We start from the raw sequence: 21,733 nt of genomic DNA on the forward strand, positions 1-21,733 counted from the left end.
GCCGCGTGAGTCCACGTGTGCGACTGCCCGCAGGCTACGCGATCTCGCTCTCGGCGTACGTCCGCCGGGAACTTCGCCGACGGTCCGCACGCTTGCATACAGTGGCGGGACGAGCAGGATTTCTGCGGTTCCAGCCAGAGAATCCGCGATCGAAGGGACGTACATGCCCATGGGTCACACGGCCACCGCCGAGGCAGGGTCCGGCGGTCTGACAGCGACCGAACACCGCTTGGCCAACGGTCTGCGCGTGGTCCTCTCCGAGGACCACCTGACCCCGGTCGCGGCGGTGTGCCTCTGGTACGACGTCGGTTCCCGCCACGAGGTCAAGGGGCGTACCGGCCTGGCTCACCTCTTCGAGCACCTGATGTTCCAGGGCTCCGGACAGGTGAAGGGCAACGGTCACTTCGAGCTGGTGCAGGGCGCGGGCGGTTCGCTCAACGGCACCACCAGCTTCGAGCGCACGAACTACTTCGAGACCATGCCCACCCACCAGTTGGAGCTCGCGCTCTGGCTGGAGGCCGACCGCATGGGCTCCCTGCTGGCCGCCCTGGACGAGGAGTCCATGGAGAACCAGCGGGACGTCGTCAAGAACGAGCGCCGCCAGCGCTACGACAACGTGCCCTACGGGACAGCGTTCGAGAAGCTGACCGCCCTCGCCTACCCGGAGGGCCACCCCTACCACCACACGCCCATCGGCTCGATGGCGGACCTGGACGCGGCCACCCTGGAGGACGCGCGCGCGTTCTTCCGCACCTACTACGCGCCCAACAACGCGGTCCTGTCCGTGGTCGGCGACATCGACCCCGAGCAGACGCTCGCCTGGATCGAGAAGTACTTCGGGTCCATCGCGTCGCACGACGGCAAGCCCGAGCCCCGCGACGGCACGCTGCCCGAGGTGATCGGCGGTCAACTGCGCGAGGTCGTCGAGGAGGAGGTCCCGGCCCGCGCCCTGATGTGCGCCTACCGCCTGCCGAACGACGGCACGCGCGCGTCCGACGCGGCCGACCTCGCCCTCACCATCCTCGGCGGCGGCGAGTCCTCGCTCCTCTACAACCGCCTTGTACGACGCGACCGTACGGCTGTTGCCGCCGGCTTCGGTCTGCTGCGGCTGGCCGGGGCCCCCTCCTTGGGGTGGCTGGACGTCAAGACGTCCGGGGACGTCGAGGTGCCGGTCATCGAGGCCGCCATCGACGAGGAGCTCGCCCGGTTCGCCGAGGAGGGCCCCACCGCCGAGGAAATGGAGCGCGCCCAGGCCCAGTTGGAGCGCGAGTGGCTGGACCGGCTCGGCACGGTCGCGGGCCGCGCCGACGAACTGTGCCGGTACGCCGTCCTGTTCGGTGACCCGCAGCTCGCCCTGACCGCCGTACAGCGCGTCCTCGACGTGACGGCGGAGGAGGTGCAGGAGGTCGCCAAGGCCCGTCTGCGCCCCGACAACCGCGCGGTGCTCGTCTACGAGCCGCTCGCGGACGAGGATGACGAAGCAGAGGCCGGCGACGAGAACGAGGAGGCGGCCAAGTGACCGAGCTCGCCACGATGGAATTCCACCCGCAGCCCCAGGCCGGCGAGGCCCGGCCGTGGGCCTTCCCGGCCCCGGAGCGCGGGACGCTCGGCAACGGCCTGACCGTGCTGCGCTGCCACCGCCCCGGCCAGCAGGTCGTCGCCGTCGAGGTGCTCCTTGACGCACCCCTGGAGGCCGAACCGGCCGGCCTGGACGGTGTCGCCACGATCACCGCGCGGGCCTTCTCCGAGGGCACCGACAAGCACTCCGCCGAGGAGTTCGCCGCCGAGCTGGAGCGCTCCGGCGCCACCCTCGACGCGCACGCCGACCACCCCGGGCTGCGCCTGAGCCTGGAGGTCCCGGCCTCGCGCCTGGCCAAGGGCCTCGGTCTGCTGTCCGACGCGCTCAGGGCGCCCGCCTTCGCGGACAGCGAGGTCGAGCGGCTGGTCCGCAACCGCCTCGACGAGATCCCGCACGAGACGGCCAACCCGTCCCGCCGCGCGGCCAAGGAGCTCTCCAAGGAGCTGTTCCCGGCGACCTCGCGCATGTCGCGTCCGCGCCAGGGCACCGAGGAGACCGTCCAGAAGATCGACTCCGGGGCCGTACGCGCCTTCTACGACCGGCACGTCCGGCCCGCGACGGCCACCGCCGTGGTCGTCGGCGACCTCACCGGCATCGACCTGGACGCGCTCCTGGCCGACACTCTGGGCTCGTGGACGGGTTCCGCCGCGCAGCCGCGTCCCGTGCCGCCGGTGACCGCCGACGACACCGGGCGCGTCGTGATCGTGCACCGTCCCGGCGCCGTCCAGACCCAGTTGCTCATCGGCCGCGTCGGCGCCGACCGGCACGACCGCGTGTGGCCCGCGCAGGTGCTCGGCACGTACTGCCTCGGCGGTACCCTCACCTCCCGCCTGGACCGCGTCCTGCGTGAGGAGAAGGGCTACACCTACGGTGTGCGCGCGTTCGGCCAGGTGCTGCGTTCGGCACCCGACGGCACGGGCGCCTCGATGCTCGCCATCAGCGGCTCCGTGGACACCCCGAACACGGGTCCCGCGCTGGACGACCTGTGGACGGTGCTCCGCAAGCTCGCCGAGGGCGGACTCACCGACGCCGAGCGGGACATCGCCGTACAGAACCTCGTCGGAGTGGCGCCGCTCAAGTACGAGACCGCCGCGGCCGTCGCGAGCACGCTGGCCGACCAGGTCGAGCAGCACCTGCCCGACGACTACCAGGCGACGCTGTACCAGCAGCTCGCCGCGACCGGCACCGTGGAGGCCACGGCGGCGGTCGTGAACGCCTTCCCGGTGGACCGTCTGGTGACGATCCTGGTCGGCGACGCGGAGCAGATCAAGGAGCCCGTGGAGGCTCTCGGCATCGGCGAAGTGACCGTCGTCCCGGCCGAGTAGACGACCCGTAGCGAGCCGAACAGCGGCACGCGCGCGTGGGGGCCCTGGTGACTGAAGAGTCACCAGGGCCCCCTATTGTCCGAATTGGGGGAGAGGTTGCCTGTCTGCCCTGTGGCATGTGCAACAAAAACCGTGATCCGTTTGGGGATTGAAAGTGGCCCCCCTTAGCGTCGGTCCGGCTGTCCGTCAGGCACCGCGCCGCACTCGCGGCACCGGACAGTCATCGCCGAGTCCCCGTACGGCGCGAGCCAGGGGAGCCGGGGACCCATGTCCCTGGGGTGAATCGGACGCCCGCGCGCGGAGCGAGGGGGTCCGTAGGAGACCTTCCTGCTCCGAACCCGTCAGCTAACCCGGTAGGCGAGAAGGAAGGAAAGGACCACCCACTTCATGGCGTTCACCCGCGCCACCGGGAAGCACCGTCGCCCGAGCCGGACCCACCGCACCACCGTTCGCGTCGCGAGTGTCGCGGCCCTCACCACCACCGGCGTCGTCGGCACCCTCGCGAGCGCCCCCGCGTTCGCCGCGGAACCCGCCGTGGAACAGACCGGCCTCACCCCCGTCATCGCCATGGGCGACGCCGTCGCCGAGAAGATCGACGCCCAGGCCGCCGCCCAGCAGCAGGCCGCGGCCGAGCAGGCCGCCAAGGAAGAGGCCCGCGCCCAGGCCGCCGCACTGGCCAAGGCGGAGCGCGCGGCCGAGGTACGCGCTGCCCGCGCCGCCGAGCGCAAGAAGCTCAACACCTTCGTCGCACCGGTCACCGGCTCGTACGTCTCCACCGGCTACAAGACCGGCGGTTCCCTCTGGTCCTCCGGTGCCCACACCGGCATCGACTTCCACGCCTCGACCGGCACCTCCGTGCACGCGGTCGGCTCCGGCACCGTCGTCGACGCGGGCTGGGGCGGCTCGTACGGCAATCAAGTAGTGATCAAGATGGCCGACGGCATGTACACCATGTACGGCCACCTGTCGTCCATCGGTGTCTCCGTCGGCCAGACGGTCACTCCGGGCGAGCAGATCGGCCTCTCCGGGGCGACCGGCAACGTCACCGGACCGCACCTCCACTTCGAGGCCCGCACGACCGCCGAGTACGGCTCCGACGTCGACCCCGTCGCCTACCTCCGCAAGCACGGTGTGAACGTCTGACGACGCACCGCCGCACTTCCCGAAGCCCTGGCCCGCCCGGCCGGGGCTTTCGGCGTTTCCGGAGCCCTCCTGTCCAAAAAATATCCATGGATTCCGGCCCGCCATCGGAAATTCCCGCTCATTGCAATAGAGTCACGGAACACACGTCAATCGTCGACGTTTCACGGGGATTAAGGCGGAGGTCGGACATGCGTATTCCGGCGCACTCGGTATGCACGGCGATCCGGGACGACATCGTCGCCGGTGTCTACGAGCGCGGCAGCCGGCTCACGGAGGAACTCCTCGCGCGCCGGTACGGGGTCTCGCGCGTCCCCGTCCGGGAGGCCCTGCGCACGCTGGAGGCCGAGGGGTTCGTCGTGACCCGGCGGCACGCGGGCGCGTGCGTCGCGGAACCGACCGAGCAGGAGGCCGCCGACCTGCTGGAGATGCGGATGCTGCTGGAGCCGCTCGGCGCCTCGCGGGCCGCCCAGCGGCGCACCGAGGCCCACCTCAAGGTGCTGCGCGGCCTCGTCAGGCTGGGCCAGGAGCGCGCCAGGCGAGGCAACAGCGAGGATCTGCGCTCCCTGGGCAGCTGGTTCCACGAGACGCTGGCACAGGCCTCCGGGAGCCCTGCGCTGACCTCGATGCTGACCCAGCTGCGGCACAAGATCGCCTGGATGTACGCGGTGGACGCCCCGGCCAACCCCGTCGAGTCCTGGGCCGAGCACGGGGCCATCGTGGACGCCGTGGCCCGCGGCGACGGCGAGCGCGCCCGGGCGATCACCGCCCTGCACACCGAGCGCGCGGGCACCGCGCACCGGCTGCGCTTTCCCGGCGGGGCGAACGGCGCGAACGGAACGGATCGTGTGAGGACTTCGCAACCTCCCGTAAACATGTCGGGTCTGCGGCATTAACACGGGCGCCGTATACAAAGAGAGACTAATTCGCGGGGGATTATTTATGCTGCCCGCAAGTGGAATTGCGAAGGGCTCGCCCGGTAATTCGGACGAGCCCTTCGAGGTTGCGTACAGCGTTTTGCGGCGAAAAGCACCGCAACCATCAATTGAGGAATCCCCGCGGCGCGCAACCACCTCCGCGAGAGCGGCGCCGGTTCAGGCGCAGAGGGAGGCGTGCCTCAGACGGTCTCGGGGAGTTCTTCGAGACCCTCCGCGACCAGCTTCGCCAGTCGGTCGAGGGCCGCGTCCGCGCCCTCGGCGTCGGACGCGAGGACGATCTCCTCGCCGCCCTGGGCGCCCAGGCCCAGAACCGCGAGCATGGAGGCCGCGTTGACGGGGTTGCCGTCGGCCTTGGCGATCGTCACGGGGATACCCGAGGCCGTGGTGGCCCGGACGAAGATGGAGGCGGGGCGGGCGTGAAGGCCCTCCGCCCAGCCGACGTTGACGCGGCGCTCAGCCATGTGATGCTGCCCTTCAGAGTCTCAGGGTTGTCTAGACCAGTTTCCCACACGTGAAGCGAGCCCGGACCGGTCCCGTGGACCGTCCGGAGCGAGTCGTCGGACCGCGGCCTCGGCCCGACTTCCCGTGCTCTGTTGTTCCCCACAGACTGCCTCGCGCCGTTGTCAGACGCGAGCCGTACGCTGGGCCCCATGCAGACCTCGTCGGACCGGCACGAGTACCCCGCCCACTGGGAAGCCGACGTGGTGCTGCGCGACGGGGGTACCGCGCGCGTCAGGCCCATCACCGTCGACGACGCCGATCGCCTGGTCAGCTTCTACGAGCAGGTCTCCGACGAGTCGAAGTACTACCGCTTCTTCGCGCCGTATCCGCGCCTGTCCGCCAAGGATGTCCACCGCTTCACGCACCACGACTTTGTGGACCGGGTGGGACTCGCGGCCACCGTCGGCGGCGAGTTCATCGCCACCGTACGCTATGACCGCATTAGTGCCGACGGGCGTGCCGCCACCGCCCCGGCCGACGAGGCCGAGGTCGCCTTCCTGGTGCAGGACGCGCACCAGGGGAGGGGCGTCGCCTCCGCCCTCCTGGAGCACATCGCGGCCGTCGCCCGCGAGCGCGGCATCCGCCGCTTCGCCGCCGAGGTGCTGCCCGCCAACAACAAGATGATCAAGGTGTTCACGGACGCCGGCTACACCCAGAAGCGCAGCTTCGAGGACGGCGTCGTACGTCTGGAGTTTGACCTCGAACCCACCGACAGGTCCCTCGCCGTGCAGCGCGCGCGGGAGCAGCGCGCCGAAGCGCGGTCCGTACGGCGGCTGTTGGTGCCCGGCTCGGTCGCCGTCGTCGGTGTCGGTCGTTCCCCCGGAGGGGTGGGCCGCAGCGTTCTCGACAACATCAGGGACGCCGGGTTCACCGGCGGCCTGTACGCCGTGAACAAGGCGTTCCCCGAGGAGCGGAAGGACCTCGACGGGGTGCCGGCGTACCGCTCGGTGCGCGACATCGAGGGCCCCGTGGACCTCGCCGTCGTCGCCGTCCCGGTCGAGCACGTCCCCGAAGTCGTCACCGAGTGCGGCGAACACGGGGTGCAGGGGCTCGTCGTGGTCACCGCCGGGTACGCCGAGAGCGGCCCCGAGGGACGCGAGCGTCAGCGCGAACTCGTGCGCCACGCGCGCACGTACGGCATGCGCATCATCGGGCCGAACGCCTTCGGGGTCATCAACACCGCAGCCGACGTACGGCTGAACGCGTCCCTCGCCCCCGAGATGCCGCGCCCCGGACGCATAGGGCTCTTCGCCCAGTCCGGCGCCATCGGCATCGCCCTGCTGTCCCGCCTGCACCGGCGCGGCGGCGGGGTCACCGGAGTCACCGGCGTCTCCACCTTCGTGTCGTCCGGCAACCGCGCGGACGTGTCCGGCAACGACGTCCTTCAGTACTGGTACGACGACCCCGACACCGACGTCGCCCTCATGTACCTGGAGTCCATCGGCAACCCCCGCAAGTTCACCCGCCTCGCCCGGCGCACCGCTGCGGCCAAACCGCTGGTCGTCGTCCAGGGCGCGGGATCCGCTCCCCAGGGACACGCGGTCCGGGCGACGCGACTGCCCCACGCGACGGTGTCCGCGCTGCTGCGCCAGGCCGGGGTGATCCGCGTCGAGACGATCACCGAACTGGTCGACACGGGGCTGCTCCTGGCGCGCCAGCCACTGCCCGGCGGGCCCCGGGTGGCGATCGTCGGGAACTCCGAGTCGCTCGGACTGCTGACCTACGACGCCTGCCTCTCCGAGGGGTTGCGGCCGTCGCCGCCGGTGGACCTGACGACCGCGGCGACGGCGGCGGACTTCCACCGGGCCCTGTCGGGCGCGCTCGCCGACGACTCGTGCGACGCGGTGGTCGTGACCGCGATCCCCGCGGTGGGGGAGGGGCCGGCGGAGGACGCGGCGCTGGCGGAGGCGCTGCGCTCCGCCGCGGCGGCGGTTCCCGGGAAGCCGGTGCTGGTGGTGCACGTGGAGCTCGGCGGGCTGGCCGAAGCGCTGTCCGCCGCGATGAGCACGGCACCACAGGTCGCTGCCAAGGCGCCCGATGCCGAGGGGGGCGCCGACCGGTCCCGCCCCGCGCAAGGACCACCCCGACGGAGCGCCGTAGAACCGGAGCGGTCCGTCACCGCGATGCCCGCCCCCGAAGGCGGTGGCCTGATCCCCGCCTTCCCCGCCGCCGAGCGCGCCGTCCGGGCCCTCGCCGAAGCCGTGAAGTACGCGCAGTGGCGGCGCGAGGCCACCGACCCGGGCCGGGTGCCCGAGTTCGAGGACATCGACGAGAAGGGCTCAGCCGGACTGATCGGCGGCCTCCTCGCGCGCGGGCAGGGCCTCACGCTCGGCGTCGACGAGACGTGCGAACTGCTCGGGAAGTACGGCGTCGACGTCCACCGCGCGCTGCCCGCGCCCACCCCGGACGCCGCCGCCGAGGCCGCCCGCACCCTCGGCTACCCGGTCGCCCTCAAGGCCACCGCCCCGCACCTGCGACACCGGGCCGACCTGGGCGGCGTACGACTGGATCTCGCGGACGAGGACCAACTGCGGCGGGCGTACGCAGAGTTGGGCGAGTTGTTCGGGAAGCCCGAGGAACTGCGGCCGGTCGTGCAGCGGATGGCGCCGCGCGGGGTCGACACCGTCGTACGGGCCGTCATCGATCCGGCGGCCGGGGCCGTGCTGTCGTTCGGGCTCGCCGGAGCCGCCTCGCAGTTGCTCGGGGACACCGCGCACCGGCTGATTCCGGTCACGGACCGGGAGGCCGGGTCGTTGATCCGGTCGATCCGGACGGCGCCGCTCCTGTTCGGCTGGCGCGGCTCCACGCCGGTCGACACGCCTGCCCTGGAGGAGCTGATGCTGAGGGTGTCGCGGCTGGTCGACGACCATCCCGAGGTCGTCGCCGTGACCCTGGAGCCGGTCGTCGTGGCCGCGCACGGACTCAGCGTGCTCGGCGCCTCCGTCCGCCTGTCCCCGCCGCCCGCCCGCGACGACCTCGGCCCGAGGACGCTTCCCGTGTACTGACAGATGTGCTGACGGATGCGCCGGCGGAAGCTTCCCGCGCACCGGTCCCGTGTACTGAGACAGCTGTGACGAGACCGTGCTCGGCGGTGCCTCGCAGTCAGTGCGCCACCGTAGGATGGACGTCATGGCCAAGACCAGTACGACGACCCAGGGGCTGCGTGCGGCGATCGAGCGCAGCGGCTACTACCCGGCCCTCGTGGCCGAGGCGGTGGAGGCCGCCGTCGGCGGCGAGCCGATCCGGTCGTTCCTGGTCCACCAGGAGACCACGTTCGACCAGAACGAGGTGCGCCGGCATGTGACCGTGCTCGTCCTCACCGGCAACCGCTTCATCGTCAGCCACACCGACGAGCAGGCCGCCGACAGCACCTCCCCGACGCCGTACGCGACGACGTCCACGGAGTCCGTGAAGCTCGGCCGGATCTCGTCCGTGGTGCTCAGCCGCGTGGTCGCCAACCCGGAGTCGTACACGCCGGGCACGCTGCCGCGCGAGGTCGTGCTGACCATCGGCTGGGGTGCCGTCGCCCGGATCGACCTGGAGCCGGCCGCCTGCGGCGACCCCAACTGCGAGGCGGACCACGGCTACACGGGCAACTCGACGGCGGACGACCTGAGCCTGCGCGTCAGCGAGGCCGGCGACGGCCCGGAGACGGTCCAGCAGACCCTCGCCTTCGCGCAGTCGCTCTCCGAGGCGACCGCGGACGTTCCCCGCTGATGTCCCACCCGTCTCCCCCCGCCGCCCATGATCGAGGGCGCTCCGCGCCCACCCCTCCTGATTCCGCCACCTGGGACCACCCCGAGCCCCTCGCCGTCGAGTCCGCGCCCGTCCCCGAGTACGGCTCCGGCTCCCTCGCCGACCTGCTGCCCACGCTGGCCGCGGGCATGGGCGTACCCGGTACGACCGCGGCGATCCCGGAGCTGACCCCGGCCGACCGCAACTGCGTCTTTCTGATCGACGGCCTCGGCTGGGAGCAGATCAAGGACCACGCCGACGAGGCGCCGTACCTGCACGCACTCCTCGGCAGCTCGCGCGGCGGCACCGGACGCCCGCTCACCGCCGGCTACCCGGCGACCACCGCGACCTCCCTCGCCTCCGTCGGCACCGGCCTGCCGCCCGGCGCCCACGGTCTGCCCGGCTACACCGTGCGCAACCCGGACACCGGCGTGCTGATGAACCAGCTGCGCTGGCAGCCGTGGACCAAGCCGGGGGTCTGGCAGCCGTACCCCACGATCTTCCAGCTGGCCCAGGACGCGGGCGTGCACGCCGCGCAGGTCTCCTCGCCCACCTTCCAGAACACCCCGCTGACCAAGGTCGCGCTCAGTGGCGGCACGTTCCACGGGCGGCTGACCGGCGAGGAGCGCATGGACCTCGCGGCCGAGCAACTGGCCGCAGGGGACCGCTCCTTGGTGTACACGTACTACGCCGAACTCGACGGCGCCGGCCACCGCCACGGCGTCGCCTCCGACACCTGGCGCGGCCAACTCATGTACGTCGACCGGCTCGTCCAGCGCCTCGCCGGGCAACTGCCGCCGCGCAGCGCGCTGTACGTCACCGCCGACCACGGCATGATCGACGTGCCCTTCGACGAGGAGCACCGCATCGACTTCGACGCGGACTGGGAGCTGCGCGCCGGCGTCGCCCTCCTCGGCGGCGAGGGCCGCGCCCGCCACGTGTACGCGGTGCGCGGCGCCGAGAGCGACGTACTGACCTGCTGGCGCGAGGTCCTCGGCGAGCAGTTCTGGGTGGCCTCGCGGGACGAGGCGATCGCGGCGGGCTGGTTCGGCCCGCACATCGACGAGCGCGTCTACGACCGCCTCGGCGACGTGATTGCGGCGGCCCGGGACGACGTCCTGATCATCGCGTCCGAGCGCGAGCCGAAGGAGTCGGCGATGGTCGGCAACCACGGTTCGATGACCCCTGCCGAGCAGCTGGTCCCCCTGCTCGAAGTACGCTCCTGAGGTCCCTCCGTCCCCCGCACCCTCCTGCTGCTGCCCCTCTCCGCCGAAAGGTGCTCAACTCCCCATGCCCGAGCTGGTGTTCTTCTCCGGAACGATGGACTGCGGGAAGTCGACCCTGGCGCTCCAGATCGAGCACAACCGCTCGGCACGCGGCCTGGCGGGGATGATCTTCACCCGGGACGACCGCGCGGGCGAGGGAAAGCTTTCTTCCCGCCTCGGCCTCGTCACCGACGCGGTGGAGGTCGAGGACGAGCAGGACCTCTACGCGTACGTCGTCGACCACCTCTCCCAGGGCGGCCGCGCGGACTACGTCATCGCCGACGAGGCACAGTTCCTGGCACCGGTACAGATCGACCAACTCGCGCGCGTGGTCGACGACCTGAGCCTCGACGTCTACGCCTTCGGCATCACGACCGACTTCCGCTCCAAGCTCTTCCCCGGCTCCCAGCGCCTGGTCGAACTCGCCGACCGCGTCGAGGTCCTCCAGGTCGAGGCCCTCTGCTGGTGCGGCGCCCGCGCCACCCACAACGCCCGCACGATAGGCGGCGAAATGGTCGTCGAGGGCGCCCAGGTCGTCGTGGGCGACGTCAACCAGGCGGAGGCGGTCGGCTACGAGGTCCTGTGCCGCCGCCATCACCGGCGGCGCATGACGGCGGCTACGGCGCGGGCGGCGGTGCTGTCACCGGATGTGCTGCCGATGACGTCGGCGTAGGGCTCGGGGCACCTGCTGCTCGCCGACGCCGTCCGGCTGCACTGTCGAACTGCCCGCACCGCACCCGAAGCGACCCGTAGGGCTACCGCGGCCCCTCGATCACCGAGAACATCGCGCCCTCGGGGTCCGCGACCGTCGCCACACGGCCGTGGGGGCTGTCGTGGGGTGGTTCGAGGGTGTGGCCGCCGAGGTCCGTGACGCGGCGCAGGGCCTCGTCCGTGTCCGCGACTTCGAAGTACGTCATCCAGTGCGGGCCCCGGTCGCGGGGCAGGGCCGTGCCGACGCCGTGGATGCCGGCGACCGGGAGGCCGTCCAGGTACAGGGTGACGTAGTCGAGGTCGGCGGAGGCCACCGGTACCTCCTCGTAGCCGAACACCGCCTCGTAGAACTTGGCGACGCTCGCGGTCTCGGAGGTCAGCAGTTCGTTCCAGGCGGGTGTGCCGGGGACGCCGGTGAGGATCGTGCCGAGGTGGTCGGAGGCCTGCCAGATGCCGAAGACCGCCCCCGACGGATCGGAGCCGATCGCCAGCCGGCCTGCCTCGGCCGCGTCCAGGGGGCCCACCCCGACCGTGCCGCCGCACATCCGTACCGTCTCGGCCGTCTGGTCGACGTCGTCCGAGGCGAGATACGGCGTCCACGCGATGGGCAGATGCCGGTCCGGCGGCAGTTGCCCGATGCCGGCCACCTCCTGCCCGTCCAGCAGGGCCCGCGCGTAGGGGCCGAGCTGCTGGGGACCGGGTTGGAATTCCCAACCGAACAGCTCTCCGTAGAACTCCTGAGTCGTGGCCATCCCGTGCACCATCAGACTCACCCAGCAGGGCGCGCCCTGCGTACGCCGAGTGTGCGTGTCGCCGTTCAGGCCGGCCGACCCCCGTGCCTCGGTCATCGTCACCTTCTCCTAGGCCCCTCGCGGAGGCCGTATCGCTTCCGCAGTGCGGATCCGCGTGCCGCAGCCGCGTGCACGCCCCGTGCCGATGCTCGCACCCCCCGTGACGCACCGCGCCCCGGCCGCGCCGTCGACGGGCGGCTCACGTGGAGAGGATGACCGATCTGCGGCCACTCGCCCGTTTCCGGATGATTGCCGAGGGGCGTCCATCAGCTGTACAGCATGTGCTCGTTCCCGTACGCCTCGTGATCGAGGCTGTCCGGCCGAGCACAGTAGTCGGACCTGGACGCGACGGCCACCCCTTGCGCGAGGATGGTGACCATGAACGCCATCATCTCCGCATCCGAACTGGCGAGCGATATGGCCGGGACGAACCCGCCGGTCCTGCTCGACGTCCGCTGGCAGCTCAGCGTCGCGAAGGCCGCAGGTGAGCCGCCCTTCGACGGCCGCGCCGAGTACGCGGCCGGGCACATCCCAAGTGCCGTCTACGTAGACCTCGATCAGGAACTCGCCTCGGCCCCCAGTGCCCGCGGCCGCCACCCCCTGCCGGACACCGCGCGCTTCGGCGCCGCGATGCGCCACGCGGGCGTGTCGGACGGCCGCCCGGTCGTCGTGTACGACGGCGGCCAGGGCTGGGCGGCGGCACGCGCGTGGTGGCTGCTGCGCTGGACGGGTCACCCGGACGTGCGGGTCCTCGACGGCGGGCTTCCCTCCTGGGAGGGGTCTCTGGAGACGACCGCACCGACACCGGCCGAGGGCGACTTCACTCCGGAACCGGGCGCCGTGGAGCTCCTGGACGCCGACGGAGCCGCCGCCCTCGCCCGCACCGGCGTCCTGTTCGACGCCCGCGCGGGGGAGCGTTACCGGGGCGAGGTGGAGCCCATCGACCGCGTCGGCGGCCACATCCCGGGCGCCCTGTCCGCACCGACCAACGAGAACGTGGGCCCGGACGGCCGCTTCCTCCTGCCGGAGCGCCTGGCCGCCCGCTTCAAGTCCCTTGGCGCTACGGAGGGTTCGGGCGTCGGCGTGTACTGCGGCTCCGGCGTCTCGGGCGCCCACGAGGTACTGGCCCTGGCGGTCGCCGGGATTCCGGCCGCGCTCTACGTAGGCTCCTGGTCGGAGTGGTCCTCGGACCCGGAGCGGCCGGTGGCGGTGGGCCCGGACCCCCAGTAGTACCCGTACACCCGTAGTAGCCGTATTCCGTACGACGACGGGGGCCCGCAACCGAATCGGCTGCGGGCCCCCGCGTACGAGCAACTGTCCTGCTACTCCTGCTTCTTCCTGCGCGTCCCGAAGACGATCTCGTCCCAGCTCGGAACGGCCGCTCTACGGCCCGGACGGACGCCGTCCGCCTCGGCCTGGCGGTCGGTGGAGCCGATGAGACGGTCGCGATGGGCCCCTACGGAGCGGGGCATCAGGACGTCCGCGTACGCCGAACCGGCCGAGGCCGCGGGAGCCGGGGGCTCCTCCTCTTCCGGTTCTACGGCGGGCTCCTCCGGGGGCTCCGAGGGGCGCTCGGGGACCACCATGTCGCCGCGGAAGCTCGGTACCGCCTCCAGGAGGCTGGTCAGCGAGTCGCGCTCGCTCTCCTCGACCGGCTCGGGCGACGGCAGCGCGGGACGCTCCGGGCGCTCCAGGGCACGGTCCAGCGGGCGGTCGCGGGGCAGCCGGGCGATCCGCGGCACGAACGGGAAGCTGGGTTCAGGTGTCACGGAGAGGTCGTCGGACTCGCCGATCAGCGAGCGCGCCTCGTCGTCGACGGCCTGGACGAGCCGCCGGGGCGGGTCGTACGTCCAGCTCGCCGAGTGCGGTTCGCCCGCGACGACGTAGACGAGCAGGACTTCCCAGGTGCCGTCGTCGCGGCGCCAGGAGTCCCATTGGACGGTCTCCTTGGCGGCGCCGCGCAGCGTCAGTCGCTCCTGGACGGCCTCGCCGAGCTGGGGTCCCGCGTTCTCGCCGGGGCGGCGGACCGGGGTCTTCCGGGCCCGCTCGGCCATGAAGGCGCGCTCCGCGAGGACGGGGCCCTCGAAGCGCCGTACTCGGTCGACGGGGATACCGGCTAGTTGGGCGACTTCCTCCGCGGAGGCGCCGGCACGTATACGTGCCTGAATGTCTCGGGGGCGGAGATGGCTCTCCACCTCGATCTCGATCTGGCCGAGGCGGGGACGGTCGCCGCGTACCGCGGCGCGCAGACGCTCGTCAATCGGAAGCGTGTACTCCGTGCTGTCCGCAGCCTTCAGCACCAGCCGTGTGCCGTCGTTAGAGACGGCCACGACACGCAGTTCGGGCATGGGGACCTCCCGGGTGGTGCCTGCCGACGTCACGTGCGTCGCTGCTTCCGCTAGTCGAGTGTGGCCTGCCCGGGTGCAGCCTGCCACAACCTTGCCGAGTTGCCCGGCGTGTCGGGTACGGGTCCTGACTCGCCGTTATGGCACGGTTACCTATTCGCAACGCTAAGTGACCAACTACGTCACCCTGTGCAACTGGCCCCCTCTGGGCGGTCCATTGAGGCCGCGGACGCCCTGGCAGGAGACCGCACCCAGGGCTCGCAACAGTACTCCATTTGGACCACGTGCGTGGATTGGCACGCCGCCCAACTTCTTGTGGGGGGCGGGACTTGGCGGCCCGGAGCGGGGTTCGGGCGATCTTGAAAGTGGCGTACTTCACGCAATAGCCGGAAACGGAACTATTGGTTTCGGCCGTACGTCCCTTTGTCGTACGGATAGTTGATCAGGTACGAGAAAATGCGAGAAAGCGAGGCTAGGTCCCGGAATGCGCGCAAGGCCCGATGTCAGCAAGAAGCGGATCGATCTGAGCGTCCCTCAAGTCGCCGGCAGTGCGGTGGCGGCGGTGGTGGCCGCCAAACTCGCCTCCTACTTCGGGGTCTACGGCACGATCCTCGGCGCCGGCGTCGTGAGCGCGATAGCCACCTCCGGAGGCACCGTCTTCCAGCACTTCTTCAGCCGCACCGGAGCACAGCTCCGGGAGGCGACCGTCACCTCCAAGGAGGCGGAACGGACTCCCGCTCGCCCAGGGGAGTTCACGGAGGGCACGGTCTACCGCGCGCGGGTGGGCAGTTGGCGGCGCCCGCTGCTCGCCGCGGCCCTCGTCTTCGGGGTCACCATGACCGGCATCACCGTCTACGAGCTGGTGTCCGGCGACAGTTTCAGCGGCGGCAAGGGGACCACGGTCAGCGCCGCCGTCACCGGCCACGACACGTCCTCGTCCCCGAAGTCCGGTGACGACGGGCCGAGTCCGGCCGATTCCCCGTCCGGCTCCACGAACGACCCGTCGGCCGACCCGGAGACGTCATCCGGCTCGACCGACGGCGGTACACCGTCCAACGGCGGTGGTACGACGTCGAGTCCGACGCCGACGCCCAGCGCTTCGGACGGCGGCGGTACGCCGACCCCCGCGCCGAGCACGTCGGCTACTGACCCAGCACCCTCCGCAAGTAGTCGTTCTGGAACCGGCGGTCAGGATCCAGCCGATCCCGCAACGCCGTGAACTCGCCGAAGCGCGGATAGACCCCGGCGAAGTACTCCGCGTCCCGGGTGTGCACCTTGCCCCAGTGCGGCCGGCCCTCGTGCGCGGTGAGGATGCGCTCGGCGGCGGTGAAGTAAGCCTGGTAGGGCGTGCCCTTGAACATGTGCACGGCGATGTAGGCGCTGTCCCGGCCGGAGGCGGTGGACAGGGCGATGTCGTCCGCCGGGGCGGTGCGGACCTCCACCGGGTAGCTGATCCTGAAGTCCGAACGGTCGACCATCGCCTTGAGTTCGCGCAGCGTGTCCACCAGGGCCGCGCGCGGGACGGCGTACTCCATCTCCACGAACCGCACCCGGCGGGGCGATGTGTAGACCTTGTAGGGGATGTCCGTGTACGTCCGCGTGGACCAGGCCCGGGTGGAGATCTGGGCGATGGTCGGGATGGTCGCGGGTGCCGCGCGGCCGACCATGTTGGCCACCTGCCAGAGGCCGTTGGAGACGAACTCGTCCTCGAACCAGCCGGCCACCTTGCCCACCGGCTGCTCCGGGCCCGCGCTGCGGTTGTTGCGCTTGGTGTTGGTGCTCGCGGTGTGCGGGAACCAGTAGAACTCGAAGTGCTCGTTCTCGGCCCAGAGTTCGTCGAAGCGTCCGGTGACCTCGTCGAAGGTCATCGGCTCCTCGCGGGCCGTGAGCAGGAAGACGGGCTCCACGGCGAAGGTGATCGCGGTGACGATGCCCAGGGCGCCGAGGCCTATGCGGGCGGCCGCGAAGACCTCAGGGTTCTCCTTCGCGGAGCAGGTGAGCACCGAGCCGTCCGCCGTGACCAGCTCAAGTCCCTTGATCTGGGCGGCTATCGAGGCCGACTCGCGGCCGGTGCCGTGCGTGCCGGTGCTGGTCGCGCCCGAGACCGTCTGCTCCATGATGTCGCCCATGTTCGTGAGCGACAGACCCTCGCGCGCGAGAGCCGTGTTGAGTCTCTTGAGCGGGGTGCCCGCCTCGACCGTGACCGTCAAGGCATCACGATCAATGTTGCGGATCCCGGTCAACAGTTGAGGGCGGATCAACACGCCGTCCGTGGCGGCGATCGACGTGAAGGAGTGCCCGCTGCCGACGGCCTTCACGGTCAGACCGTCCTCGCCGGCCCTCCGTACGGCCGCGGCCAGTTCCTCCACGGAGGCGGGCGTGACCTCCCGCGCGGGCCGCGACGCGACCGTACCGCCCCAGTTACGCCACGTGCCGTTCTTCGCGCTCGCTGTGGTGCTCAACGGTGCCTCCCCGACCCGGTGCCGGTCTGCTGAGCCGGCGGTACCCGAGGAAACCCACCACGACCGCGACGGCACCGGCGACGACCGGAACCCCGTACCCCGCACGCGCGCCGGCTGCGTCGATCACCCAGCCGGCGACGGAGGAGCCGAGCGCGACCCCGACCGCCAGGCCGGTGCTCACCCAGGTCATGCCCTCGGTGAGCTTCGCGCGAGGTACGTGCTCTTCTATGAGGGACATCGTCGTGATCATCGTGGGTGCGATGGACAGGCCCGCAAGGAACAGCGCCACGGCCAGAAGCGGCAAGTTTCCGACCAGTAGGAGGGGGATCATACTCACGGCCATCGCGCATATGCCCAGCAGCCACCGACGTTCGGGGGCTCCCCGGAAGCGCATCAGCCCGAACACGACTCCCGCCGCGCAGGAGCCCGCCGCGTACAGCGCGAGGACCACACTGGCGCCGCCCTTGTGACCCCGCTCGTCGGCGAACGCCACGGTGACCACGTCGACCGCCCCGAAGATCGCCCCGGTCGCCACGAAGGTGGCCACCAGCACCTGGAGACCGGCGGTCCGCAGCGCCGAACCACCGCCCTTCTCGCCACGCGCGCGTGGATGCGGCGCGGGCTCGGTGGCGCGCTGGGCGGTCAGCCAGAAGACACCGACCGCCAGGAAGCAGGCGGCGAGCAGGGGACCGGCCTCCGGGAACCACGCCGTGGACAGCCCGATGGAGATGATCGGCCCGAAGATGAAGCACACCTCGTCCACCACGGACTCCAGGGAGTACGCGGTGTGCAGTTGCGGGGTGCCCCGGTACACGGCCGCCCAGCGCGCGCGGACCATCGCCCCCAGGCTCGGCACCGATCCGATCCCGGCGGCGCACACGAACAGCACCCAGTCCGGCCACTCGAAGCGGGCGGCCAGCAGCAGCCCGGCCGCCGCGGTCAGCGCGACGAGCGTCGCCGGACGCAGCACCCGCCGCTGCCCGTACTGGTCGACCCAGCGCGAGATCCGCGGCCCGATCGCGGCGGCGGCCAGCGCGATGGTCGCCGACAGGGCGCCCGCGAGCCCGTAGCGCCCGTTGATCTGGGAGATCATCGTGACCACGCCGATGCCCATCATCGACAGGGGCATACGGCCGAGGAACCCCGCGGCGGAGAAGCCCTTGGAGCCGGGTGCGGCGAACAGGGCGCGATAGGGGCTGGGCACGGGGGTCTCCGGTCGGGAAGGAGCGGGGGCGGCTCGGGGGGAGCCGTCACGGCTCGGTGAGGGGCAGCGACGGCTCGGTAAGGTGCGAATGCGGCTGATACAGCTTACGAGCAGGTCGGGCCGGATGCACCCGCCCGTGAGGCGCCTGGATCTCCGCCCCGATCCCCCAGCGGATCTCCGTCCCGACCCCCGTCCGGCACCCCGCCGTTTCCCGGCTGTCAGTGGCGGGTGGCAGGATCGGAGGCATGCCAGACGTGCTCGATGCCACCCCCTACGACGCCCTCCTCCTGCTCTCGTTCGGCGGCCCCGAAGGCCCGGACGACGTGGTTCCGTTCCTGGAGAACGTGACGCGTGGGCGCGGCATCCCCAAGGAACGCCTCAAGGAAGTGGGGCAGCACTACTTCCTGTTCGGCGGGGTCAGCCCGATCAACGACCAGAACCGCGCCCTCCTGGACGCCCTCCGCAAGGACTTCGCGGACCACGGCCTGGACCTGCCGGTCTACTGGGGCAACCGCAACTGGGCCCCGTACCTCACGGACACCCTGCGCGAGATGGTCACCGACGGCCGCCGCCGCATCCTGGTCCTCACCACCAGCGCCTACGCCTCGTACTCGGGCTGCCGCCAGTACCGGGAGAACCTCGCGGACTCCCTGGCCGCCCTTGAGGCCGAGGGTCTCGACCTCCCGAAGGTCGACAAGCTGCGTCACTACTTCAACCACCCCGGCTTCCTGGAGCCGATGATCGACGGGGTGATCGAGTCCCTCGCCGACCTCCCCGAGGACGTCCGGGACGGCGCGCACCTCGCCTTCTCGACCCACTCCATCCCGACCGCCGCGGCCGACGGCTCCGGCCCGGTCGAGGACCACGGGGACGGCGGGGCGTACGTCGAGGAGCACCTGGACGTGGCCCGGCTGGTCGCCGACGCCGTCCGCGAGCGCACCGGCGTCGACCACCCCTGGCAGCTCGTCTACCAGTCCCGCTCCGGCGCCCCGCAGATCCCGTGGCTGGAGCCCGACATCTGCGACCACCTGGAGGAACGTCACGCCTCCGGTGCCCCGGCGATCGTCATGGCACCGATCGGTTTCGTCTCCGACCACATGGAGGTCCTCTACGACCTCGACACGGAGGCCACGGCCAAGGCCGCCGAACTGGGCCTGCCCGTACGCCGGTCGGCCACCGTGGGCGCCGACCCGCGCTTCGCCGCCGCGATCCGCGAGCTGGTCCTGGAGCGCGCCGCCGTAGAGAGCGGGCACCAGGTCACGCCCTGCGCCCTGGGCGCGCTCGGCGCCGGCCGCAACCTCTGCCCGGTGGGCTGCTGCCCGGCCCGCGCCCCCCGCCCCGCCGCCGCGGGCGCCGACAGCCCCTACGCCTGAGGAGCGCCGTGACCGACCCCCTGCACCAGGAACTGCTCGCACTCGCCCAGGAGGCCGCTTTCAAGGCGGGCGCCCTGCTCCGGGACGGACGCCCGGCCGACCTCGCGGTCGCCGCCACGAAGTCCAGCCCGATCGACGTCGTCACCGAGATGGACATCGCGGCCGAGAAGCTGATCACCGACCTGATCTCCGAACAGCGCCCCGACGACGGCTTCCTGGGCGAGGAGGGCGCCTCCGTCACGGGCACCAGCGGCGTCCGCTGGGTCATCGACCCGCTCGACGGCACGGTCAACTACCTGTACGGACTGCCCACTTGGTCGGTCTCCATCGCGGCCGAGCTGGACGGCGAGACCGTCGCCGGGGTCGTCGCGGTCCCGATGCGCGGCGAGACGTTCCACGCGGTGCTCGGCGGCGGGGCGTGGGCCACGGGCGCGTGGGAGGGCGAACGCCGTCTCGCCTGCCGCCCCGCGGCACCCCTGGAGCAGGCGTTGGTCTCGACCGGCTTCAACTACGTCACCGAGGTCCGCGCCCACCAGGCCGACGTGGCCCAGAAGTTGATCCCGTTGCTGCGTGACATCCGGCGGGGCGGTTCGGCGGCGGTCGACCTGTGCGACGTGGCCGCGGGGCGCCTGGACGGTTACTACGAGCGGGGGTTGAACCCGTGGGACCTCGCGGCCGGGGACCTGATCGCCCGTGAGGCGGGCGCCCTGACCGGTGGACGCCCCGGAGAACGCCCCGCACGCGATCTGGCGATCGCGGGCACCCCGGGCGTCTTCGAGCCCCTCCAGCGGCTGTTGGAGGACTTCGGGGCGTGGCACGACTGACGCTCACGGAACCACACAGCTGACGCTCAGGAAAACGAACGGCGAAGCGGAGTCCGACGGTGCGGGCCCACCAAGTCCCACTTTCCCCACGTGGACGGCCGAGAGGGAGCCGTAGGGGCGCGCCGGTGTCGAGAGCCCCAGCGCGCGGAGGCGCGCAGCGCCGAGCACGGTGGGGCTCTCGACACCGGCTTCCAGCGCCCCGAAGGCGACCTAGCAAAGGGAGGTGCGCGAAAAGCGGCAGGCCCCCGGCGCTGGATTCGCCAGGGGCCTGCTTTTCTGCTGTTCGCACTGATCAGACGCTCGTCGCGCCGACCTCCACACCGTGGTCGGCGGCGAGGCGGCGCAGGTCGTCGAGCTCGGCCTGTTCCACCTCGACGAGGAAGTCGTCGCCCTCGTCACGAGCCCGCGTCAGGTCGGTCTCGGTCGCCCTTATGCGCTGCAGAAGTCCTGCGGTGAATGCGTCCATGCTGCGCCCCCTCGTCCTGGGTCGTGGGTCGTTTGGCACGGGGGTGTGCCGTCCGGAAGGGGCGATCACGTCTGCGGTATGGGGTGCCCAGCGCTGCCCTGGCTGGGCGGCGACGGTGCCGGACACCCACGCCCGCTCTGCGGAAGCGGTTGGACGTACCACAAGGTGGCTTGCCACGTGCAGAGCGTGATCGCGGGGTGTAAAGCCGTCCTCCCCCCGCTCCCTTCCGTGGAAACCTCAACCCACCGAGAAAATCCCGCATTCCCGGGCCTCACACCCGACCTTCATCTCGCGCCCGGCCGCCTTACAGCCGACTTATGGCCGAAAAGGGCAGGATGGAGGTCACACAGCCACGAAGACCCTGCCCGCGTGCGCCGAGGCGCGCTACGCGGGTGGACAGAGGAAGGACAAGCGACGTGCGCGTACTCGTCGTCGAGGACGAGCAGCTGCTCGCCGATGCGGTGGCCACCGGACTGCGCCGGGAGGCCATGGCCGTCGACGTCGTGTACGACGGTGCGGCCGCCCTGGAGCGCATCGGCGTCAACGACTACGACGTGGTCGTCCTCGACCGGGACCTCCCGCTCGTGCACGGCGACGATGTCTGCCGCAAGATCGTCGAGCTCGGCATGGCCACCCGCGTGCTGATGCTCACGGCGTCCGGCGACGTCAGCGACCGTGTCGAGGGCCTGGAGATCGGCGCCGACGACTATCTGCCCAAGCCCTTCGCGTTCAGCGAGCTGACGGCACGCGTGCGTGCCCTCGGACGCCGTACGAGCGTGCCGCTGCCGCCCGTCCTGGAGCGCGCCGGCATCAAGCTCGACCCGAACCGCCGAGAGGTGTTCCGCGACGGCAAGGAAGTCCAGCTCGCGCCCAAGGAGTTCGCCGTCCTGGAGGTGCTGCTGCGCAGCGAGGGTGCCGTCGTCTCCGCGGAACAGCTCCTGGAGAAGGCGTGGGACGAGAACACGGACCCGTTCACCAACGTCGTGCGCGTCACCGTGATGACCCTGCGCCGCAAGCTCGGTGAGCCCCCGGTCATCGTCACCGTCCCCGGCTCCGGTTACCGGATCTGATCCA

General features: G+C 71.4%; 19 protein-coding genes and 1 riboswitch. Of the genes, 13 read left to right on the top strand and 6 right to left on the bottom strand.

Going from position 1 to position 21,733, the window contains the following annotated elements; all coding sequences use genetic code 11:
• Positions 1-163 precede the first annotated feature (163 nt).
• The 4 genes from OG407_RS37225 to OG407_RS37240 all read left to right on the top strand — a co-directional run bounded on the left by OG407_RS37225 (position 164) and on the right by OG407_RS37240 (position 4,940).
• Positions 164-1,519 (top strand): M16 family metallopeptidase, encoded by a 1,356-nt coding sequence (locus tag OG407_RS37225; protein ID WP_405864045.1) that lies wholly within the window; start codon positions 164-166, stop codon positions 1,517-1,519.
• Positions 1,516-2,904, top strand: coding sequence for a M16 family metallopeptidase (locus OG407_RS37230; protein ID WP_405864047.1), 1,389 nt, complete (start codon positions 1,516-1,518; stop codon positions 2,902-2,904). Before OG407_RS37225 ends, OG407_RS37230 begins: the two co-directional genes overlap by 4 nt.
• A 214-nt stretch (positions 2,905-3,118) precedes the next feature.
• A riboswitch (cyclic di-AMP (ydaO/yuaA leader) is annotated at positions 3,119-3,278 on the top strand.
• Positions 3,279-3,291: 13 nt separating this feature from the next.
• Entirely contained in the window at positions 3,292-4,047 is a 756-nt protein-coding gene (locus OG407_RS37235; RefSeq protein ID WP_405864049.1) for a M23 family metallopeptidase, read from the top strand.
• Positions 4,048-4,235: 188 nt separating this feature from the next.
• Positions 4,236-4,940 (top strand): GntR family transcriptional regulator, encoded by a 705-nt coding sequence (locus OG407_RS37240; protein WP_405864051.1) that lies wholly within the window; start codon positions 4,236-4,238, stop codon positions 4,938-4,940.
• A gap of 221 nt (positions 4,941-5,161) precedes the next feature.
• On the opposite strand, the gene OG407_RS37245 is transcribed toward OG407_RS37240, so the two are convergent.
• Positions 5,162-5,443, bottom strand: a complete 282-nt coding sequence (locus tag OG407_RS37245; RefSeq protein ID WP_013000229.1) for an HPr family phosphocarrier protein — start codon at positions 5,441-5,443, stop codon at positions 5,162-5,164.
• Between the two features lie 189 nt (positions 5,444-5,632).
• On the opposite strand from OG407_RS37245, the gene OG407_RS37250 reads away from it, so the two are divergent.
• The 4 genes from OG407_RS37250 to OG407_RS37265 all read left to right on the top strand — a co-directional run bounded on the left by OG407_RS37250 (position 5,633) and on the right by OG407_RS37265 (position 11,156).
• Entirely contained in the window at positions 5,633-8,488 is a 2,856-nt protein-coding gene (locus OG407_RS37250; protein ID WP_405864053.1) for a GNAT family N-acetyltransferase, read from the top strand.
• A 115-nt stretch (positions 8,489-8,603) separates the two neighbouring features.
• Positions 8,604-9,200, top strand: a complete 597-nt coding sequence (locus tag OG407_RS37255) for a DUF5998 family protein (protein WP_078652624.1) — start codon at positions 8,604-8,606, stop codon at positions 9,198-9,200.
• Positions 9,200-10,444, top strand: a complete 1,245-nt coding sequence (locus tag OG407_RS37260) for an alkaline phosphatase family protein (RefSeq protein WP_405864055.1) — start codon at positions 9,200-9,202, stop codon at positions 10,442-10,444. The genes OG407_RS37255 and OG407_RS37260 overlap by 1 nt, the downstream gene beginning before the upstream one ends.
• A 64-nt stretch (positions 10,445-10,508) precedes the next feature.
• Positions 10,509-11,156 carry a thymidine kinase gene (locus OG407_RS37265; RefSeq protein WP_403584251.1) on the top strand — a complete coding sequence of 216 codons (648 nt, stop codon included), beginning with the start codon at positions 10,509-10,511 and terminating at the stop codon, positions 11,154-11,156.
• A gap of 82 nt (positions 11,157-11,238) precedes the next feature.
• Here OG407_RS37265 and OG407_RS37270 read toward each other — a convergent pair whose 3' ends face one another.
• Positions 11,239-12,042 carry a VOC family protein gene (locus tag OG407_RS37270; RefSeq protein WP_405864057.1) on the bottom strand — a complete coding sequence of 268 codons (804 nt, stop codon included), beginning with the start codon at positions 12,040-12,042 and terminating at the stop codon, positions 11,239-11,241.
• A 321-nt stretch (positions 12,043-12,363) separates the two neighbouring features.
• On the opposite strand from OG407_RS37270, the gene OG407_RS37275 reads away from it, so the two are divergent.
• Complete coding sequence (locus OG407_RS37275; protein WP_405864059.1) at positions 12,364-13,215, top strand: sulfurtransferase; 852 nt, start codon at positions 12,364-12,366, stop codon at positions 13,213-13,215.
• 92 nt (positions 13,216-13,307) lie between these two features.
• On the opposite strand, the gene sepH is transcribed toward OG407_RS37275, so the two are convergent.
• On the bottom strand, positions 13,308-14,333 hold the full coding sequence (sepH, locus tag OG407_RS37280; RefSeq protein ID WP_405864061.1) for a septation protein SepH: 1,026 nt from the start codon (positions 14,331-14,333) through the stop codon (positions 13,308-13,310).
• Between the two features lie 481 nt (positions 14,334-14,814).
• On the opposite strand from sepH, the gene OG407_RS37285 reads away from it, so the two are divergent.
• Positions 14,815-15,549 (top strand): hypothetical protein, encoded by a 735-nt coding sequence (locus OG407_RS37285; protein ID WP_405864063.1) that lies wholly within the window; start codon positions 14,815-14,817, stop codon positions 15,547-15,549.
• Here the strand turns inward: OG407_RS37285 and OG407_RS37290 are convergent.
• On the bottom strand, positions 15,473-16,792 hold the full coding sequence (locus OG407_RS37290) for a D-arabinono-1,4-lactone oxidase (protein ID WP_405864065.1): 1,320 nt from the start codon (positions 16,790-16,792) through the stop codon (positions 15,473-15,475). The two genes, OG407_RS37285 and OG407_RS37290, sit on opposite strands and share 77 nt — an antisense overlap.
• Positions 16,752-17,996, bottom strand: coding sequence for an MFS transporter (locus OG407_RS37295; protein WP_405864067.1), 1,245 nt, complete (start codon positions 17,994-17,996; stop codon positions 16,752-16,754). The genes OG407_RS37290 and OG407_RS37295 overlap by 41 nt, the downstream gene beginning before the upstream one ends.
• Positions 17,997-18,241: 245 nt before the next feature.
• Here OG407_RS37295 and OG407_RS37300 point away from each other — a divergent pair, with 245 nt between their 5' ends.
• Together OG407_RS37300 and OG407_RS37305 are read left to right on the top strand one after the other, a co-directional pair.
• Positions 18,242-19,369: a ferrochelatase gene (locus tag OG407_RS37300; RefSeq protein ID WP_405864069.1), complete on the top strand. Its 1,128-nt coding sequence runs from the start codon at positions 18,242-18,244 to the stop codon at positions 19,367-19,369.
• A gap of 8 nt (positions 19,370-19,377) precedes the next feature.
• Entirely contained in the window at positions 19,378-20,193 is an 816-nt protein-coding gene (locus tag OG407_RS37305) for an inositol monophosphatase family protein (protein ID WP_405864071.1), read from the top strand.
• Positions 20,194-20,485: 292 nt separating this feature from the next.
• Here OG407_RS37305 and OG407_RS37310 read toward each other — a convergent pair whose 3' ends face one another.
• Positions 20,486-20,659 (bottom strand): hypothetical protein, encoded by a 174-nt coding sequence (locus OG407_RS37310; RefSeq protein ID WP_019061061.1) that lies wholly within the window; start codon positions 20,657-20,659, stop codon positions 20,486-20,488.
• Between the two features lie 416 nt (positions 20,660-21,075).
• Between OG407_RS37310 and OG407_RS37315 the strand changes: the two genes are divergently transcribed.
• On the top strand, positions 21,076-21,729 hold the full coding sequence (locus tag OG407_RS37315; RefSeq protein WP_019061062.1) for a response regulator transcription factor: 654 nt from the start codon (positions 21,076-21,078) through the stop codon (positions 21,727-21,729).
• Positions 21,730-21,733 lie beyond the last annotated feature (4 nt).

This window comes from Streptomyces sp. NBC_01515 (assembly GCF_045040345.1).
Classification (GTDB): domain Bacteria; phylum Actinomycetota; class Actinomycetes; order Streptomycetales; family Streptomycetaceae; genus Streptomyces.

Coding starts and splice junctions, on each gene's coding strand:
- OG407_RS37245 (WP_013000229.1), bottom strand. CDS start 5,443: ATGGCTGAGCGCCGCGTCAACGTCGGCTGGGCGGAGGGCCTTCACGCC.
- OG407_RS37265 (WP_403584251.1), top strand. CDS start 10,509: ATGCCCGAGCTGGTGTTCTTCTCCGGAACGATGGACTGCGGGAAGTCG.
- OG407_RS37255 (WP_078652624.1), top strand. CDS start 8,604: ATGGACGTCATGGCCAAGACCAGTACGACGACCCAGGGGCTGCGTGCG.
- OG407_RS37300 (WP_405864069.1), top strand. CDS start 18,242: ATGCCAGACGTGCTCGATGCCACCCCCTACGACGCCCTCCTCCTGCTC.
- OG407_RS37275 (WP_405864059.1), top strand. CDS start 12,364: ATGAACGCCATCATCTCCGCATCCGAACTGGCGAGCGATATGGCCGGG.
- OG407_RS37260 (WP_405864055.1), top strand. CDS start 9,200: ATGTCCCACCCGTCTCCCCCCGCCGCCCATGATCGAGGGCGCTCCGCG.
- OG407_RS37235 (WP_405864049.1), top strand. CDS start 3,292: ATGGCGTTCACCCGCGCCACCGGGAAGCACCGTCGCCCGAGCCGGACC.
- OG407_RS37240 (WP_405864051.1), top strand. CDS start 4,236: ATGCGTATTCCGGCGCACTCGGTATGCACGGCGATCCGGGACGACATC.
- OG407_RS37310 (WP_019061061.1), bottom strand. CDS start 20,659: ATGGACGCATTCACCGCAGGACTTCTGCAGCGCATAAGGGCGACCGAG.
- OG407_RS37285 (WP_405864063.1), top strand. CDS start 14,815: ATGCGCGCAAGGCCCGATGTCAGCAAGAAGCGGATCGATCTGAGCGTC.
- OG407_RS37225 (WP_405864045.1), top strand. CDS start 164: ATGCCCATGGGTCACACGGCCACCGCCGAGGCAGGGTCCGGCGGTCTG.
- OG407_RS37250 (WP_405864053.1), top strand. CDS start 5,633: ATGCAGACCTCGTCGGACCGGCACGAGTACCCCGCCCACTGGGAAGCC.
- OG407_RS37270 (WP_405864057.1), bottom strand. CDS start 12,042: ATGACCGAGGCACGGGGGTCGGCCGGCCTGAACGGCGACACGCACACT.
- sepH (WP_405864061.1), bottom strand. CDS start 14,333: ATGCCCGAACTGCGTGTCGTGGCCGTCTCTAACGACGGCACACGGCTG.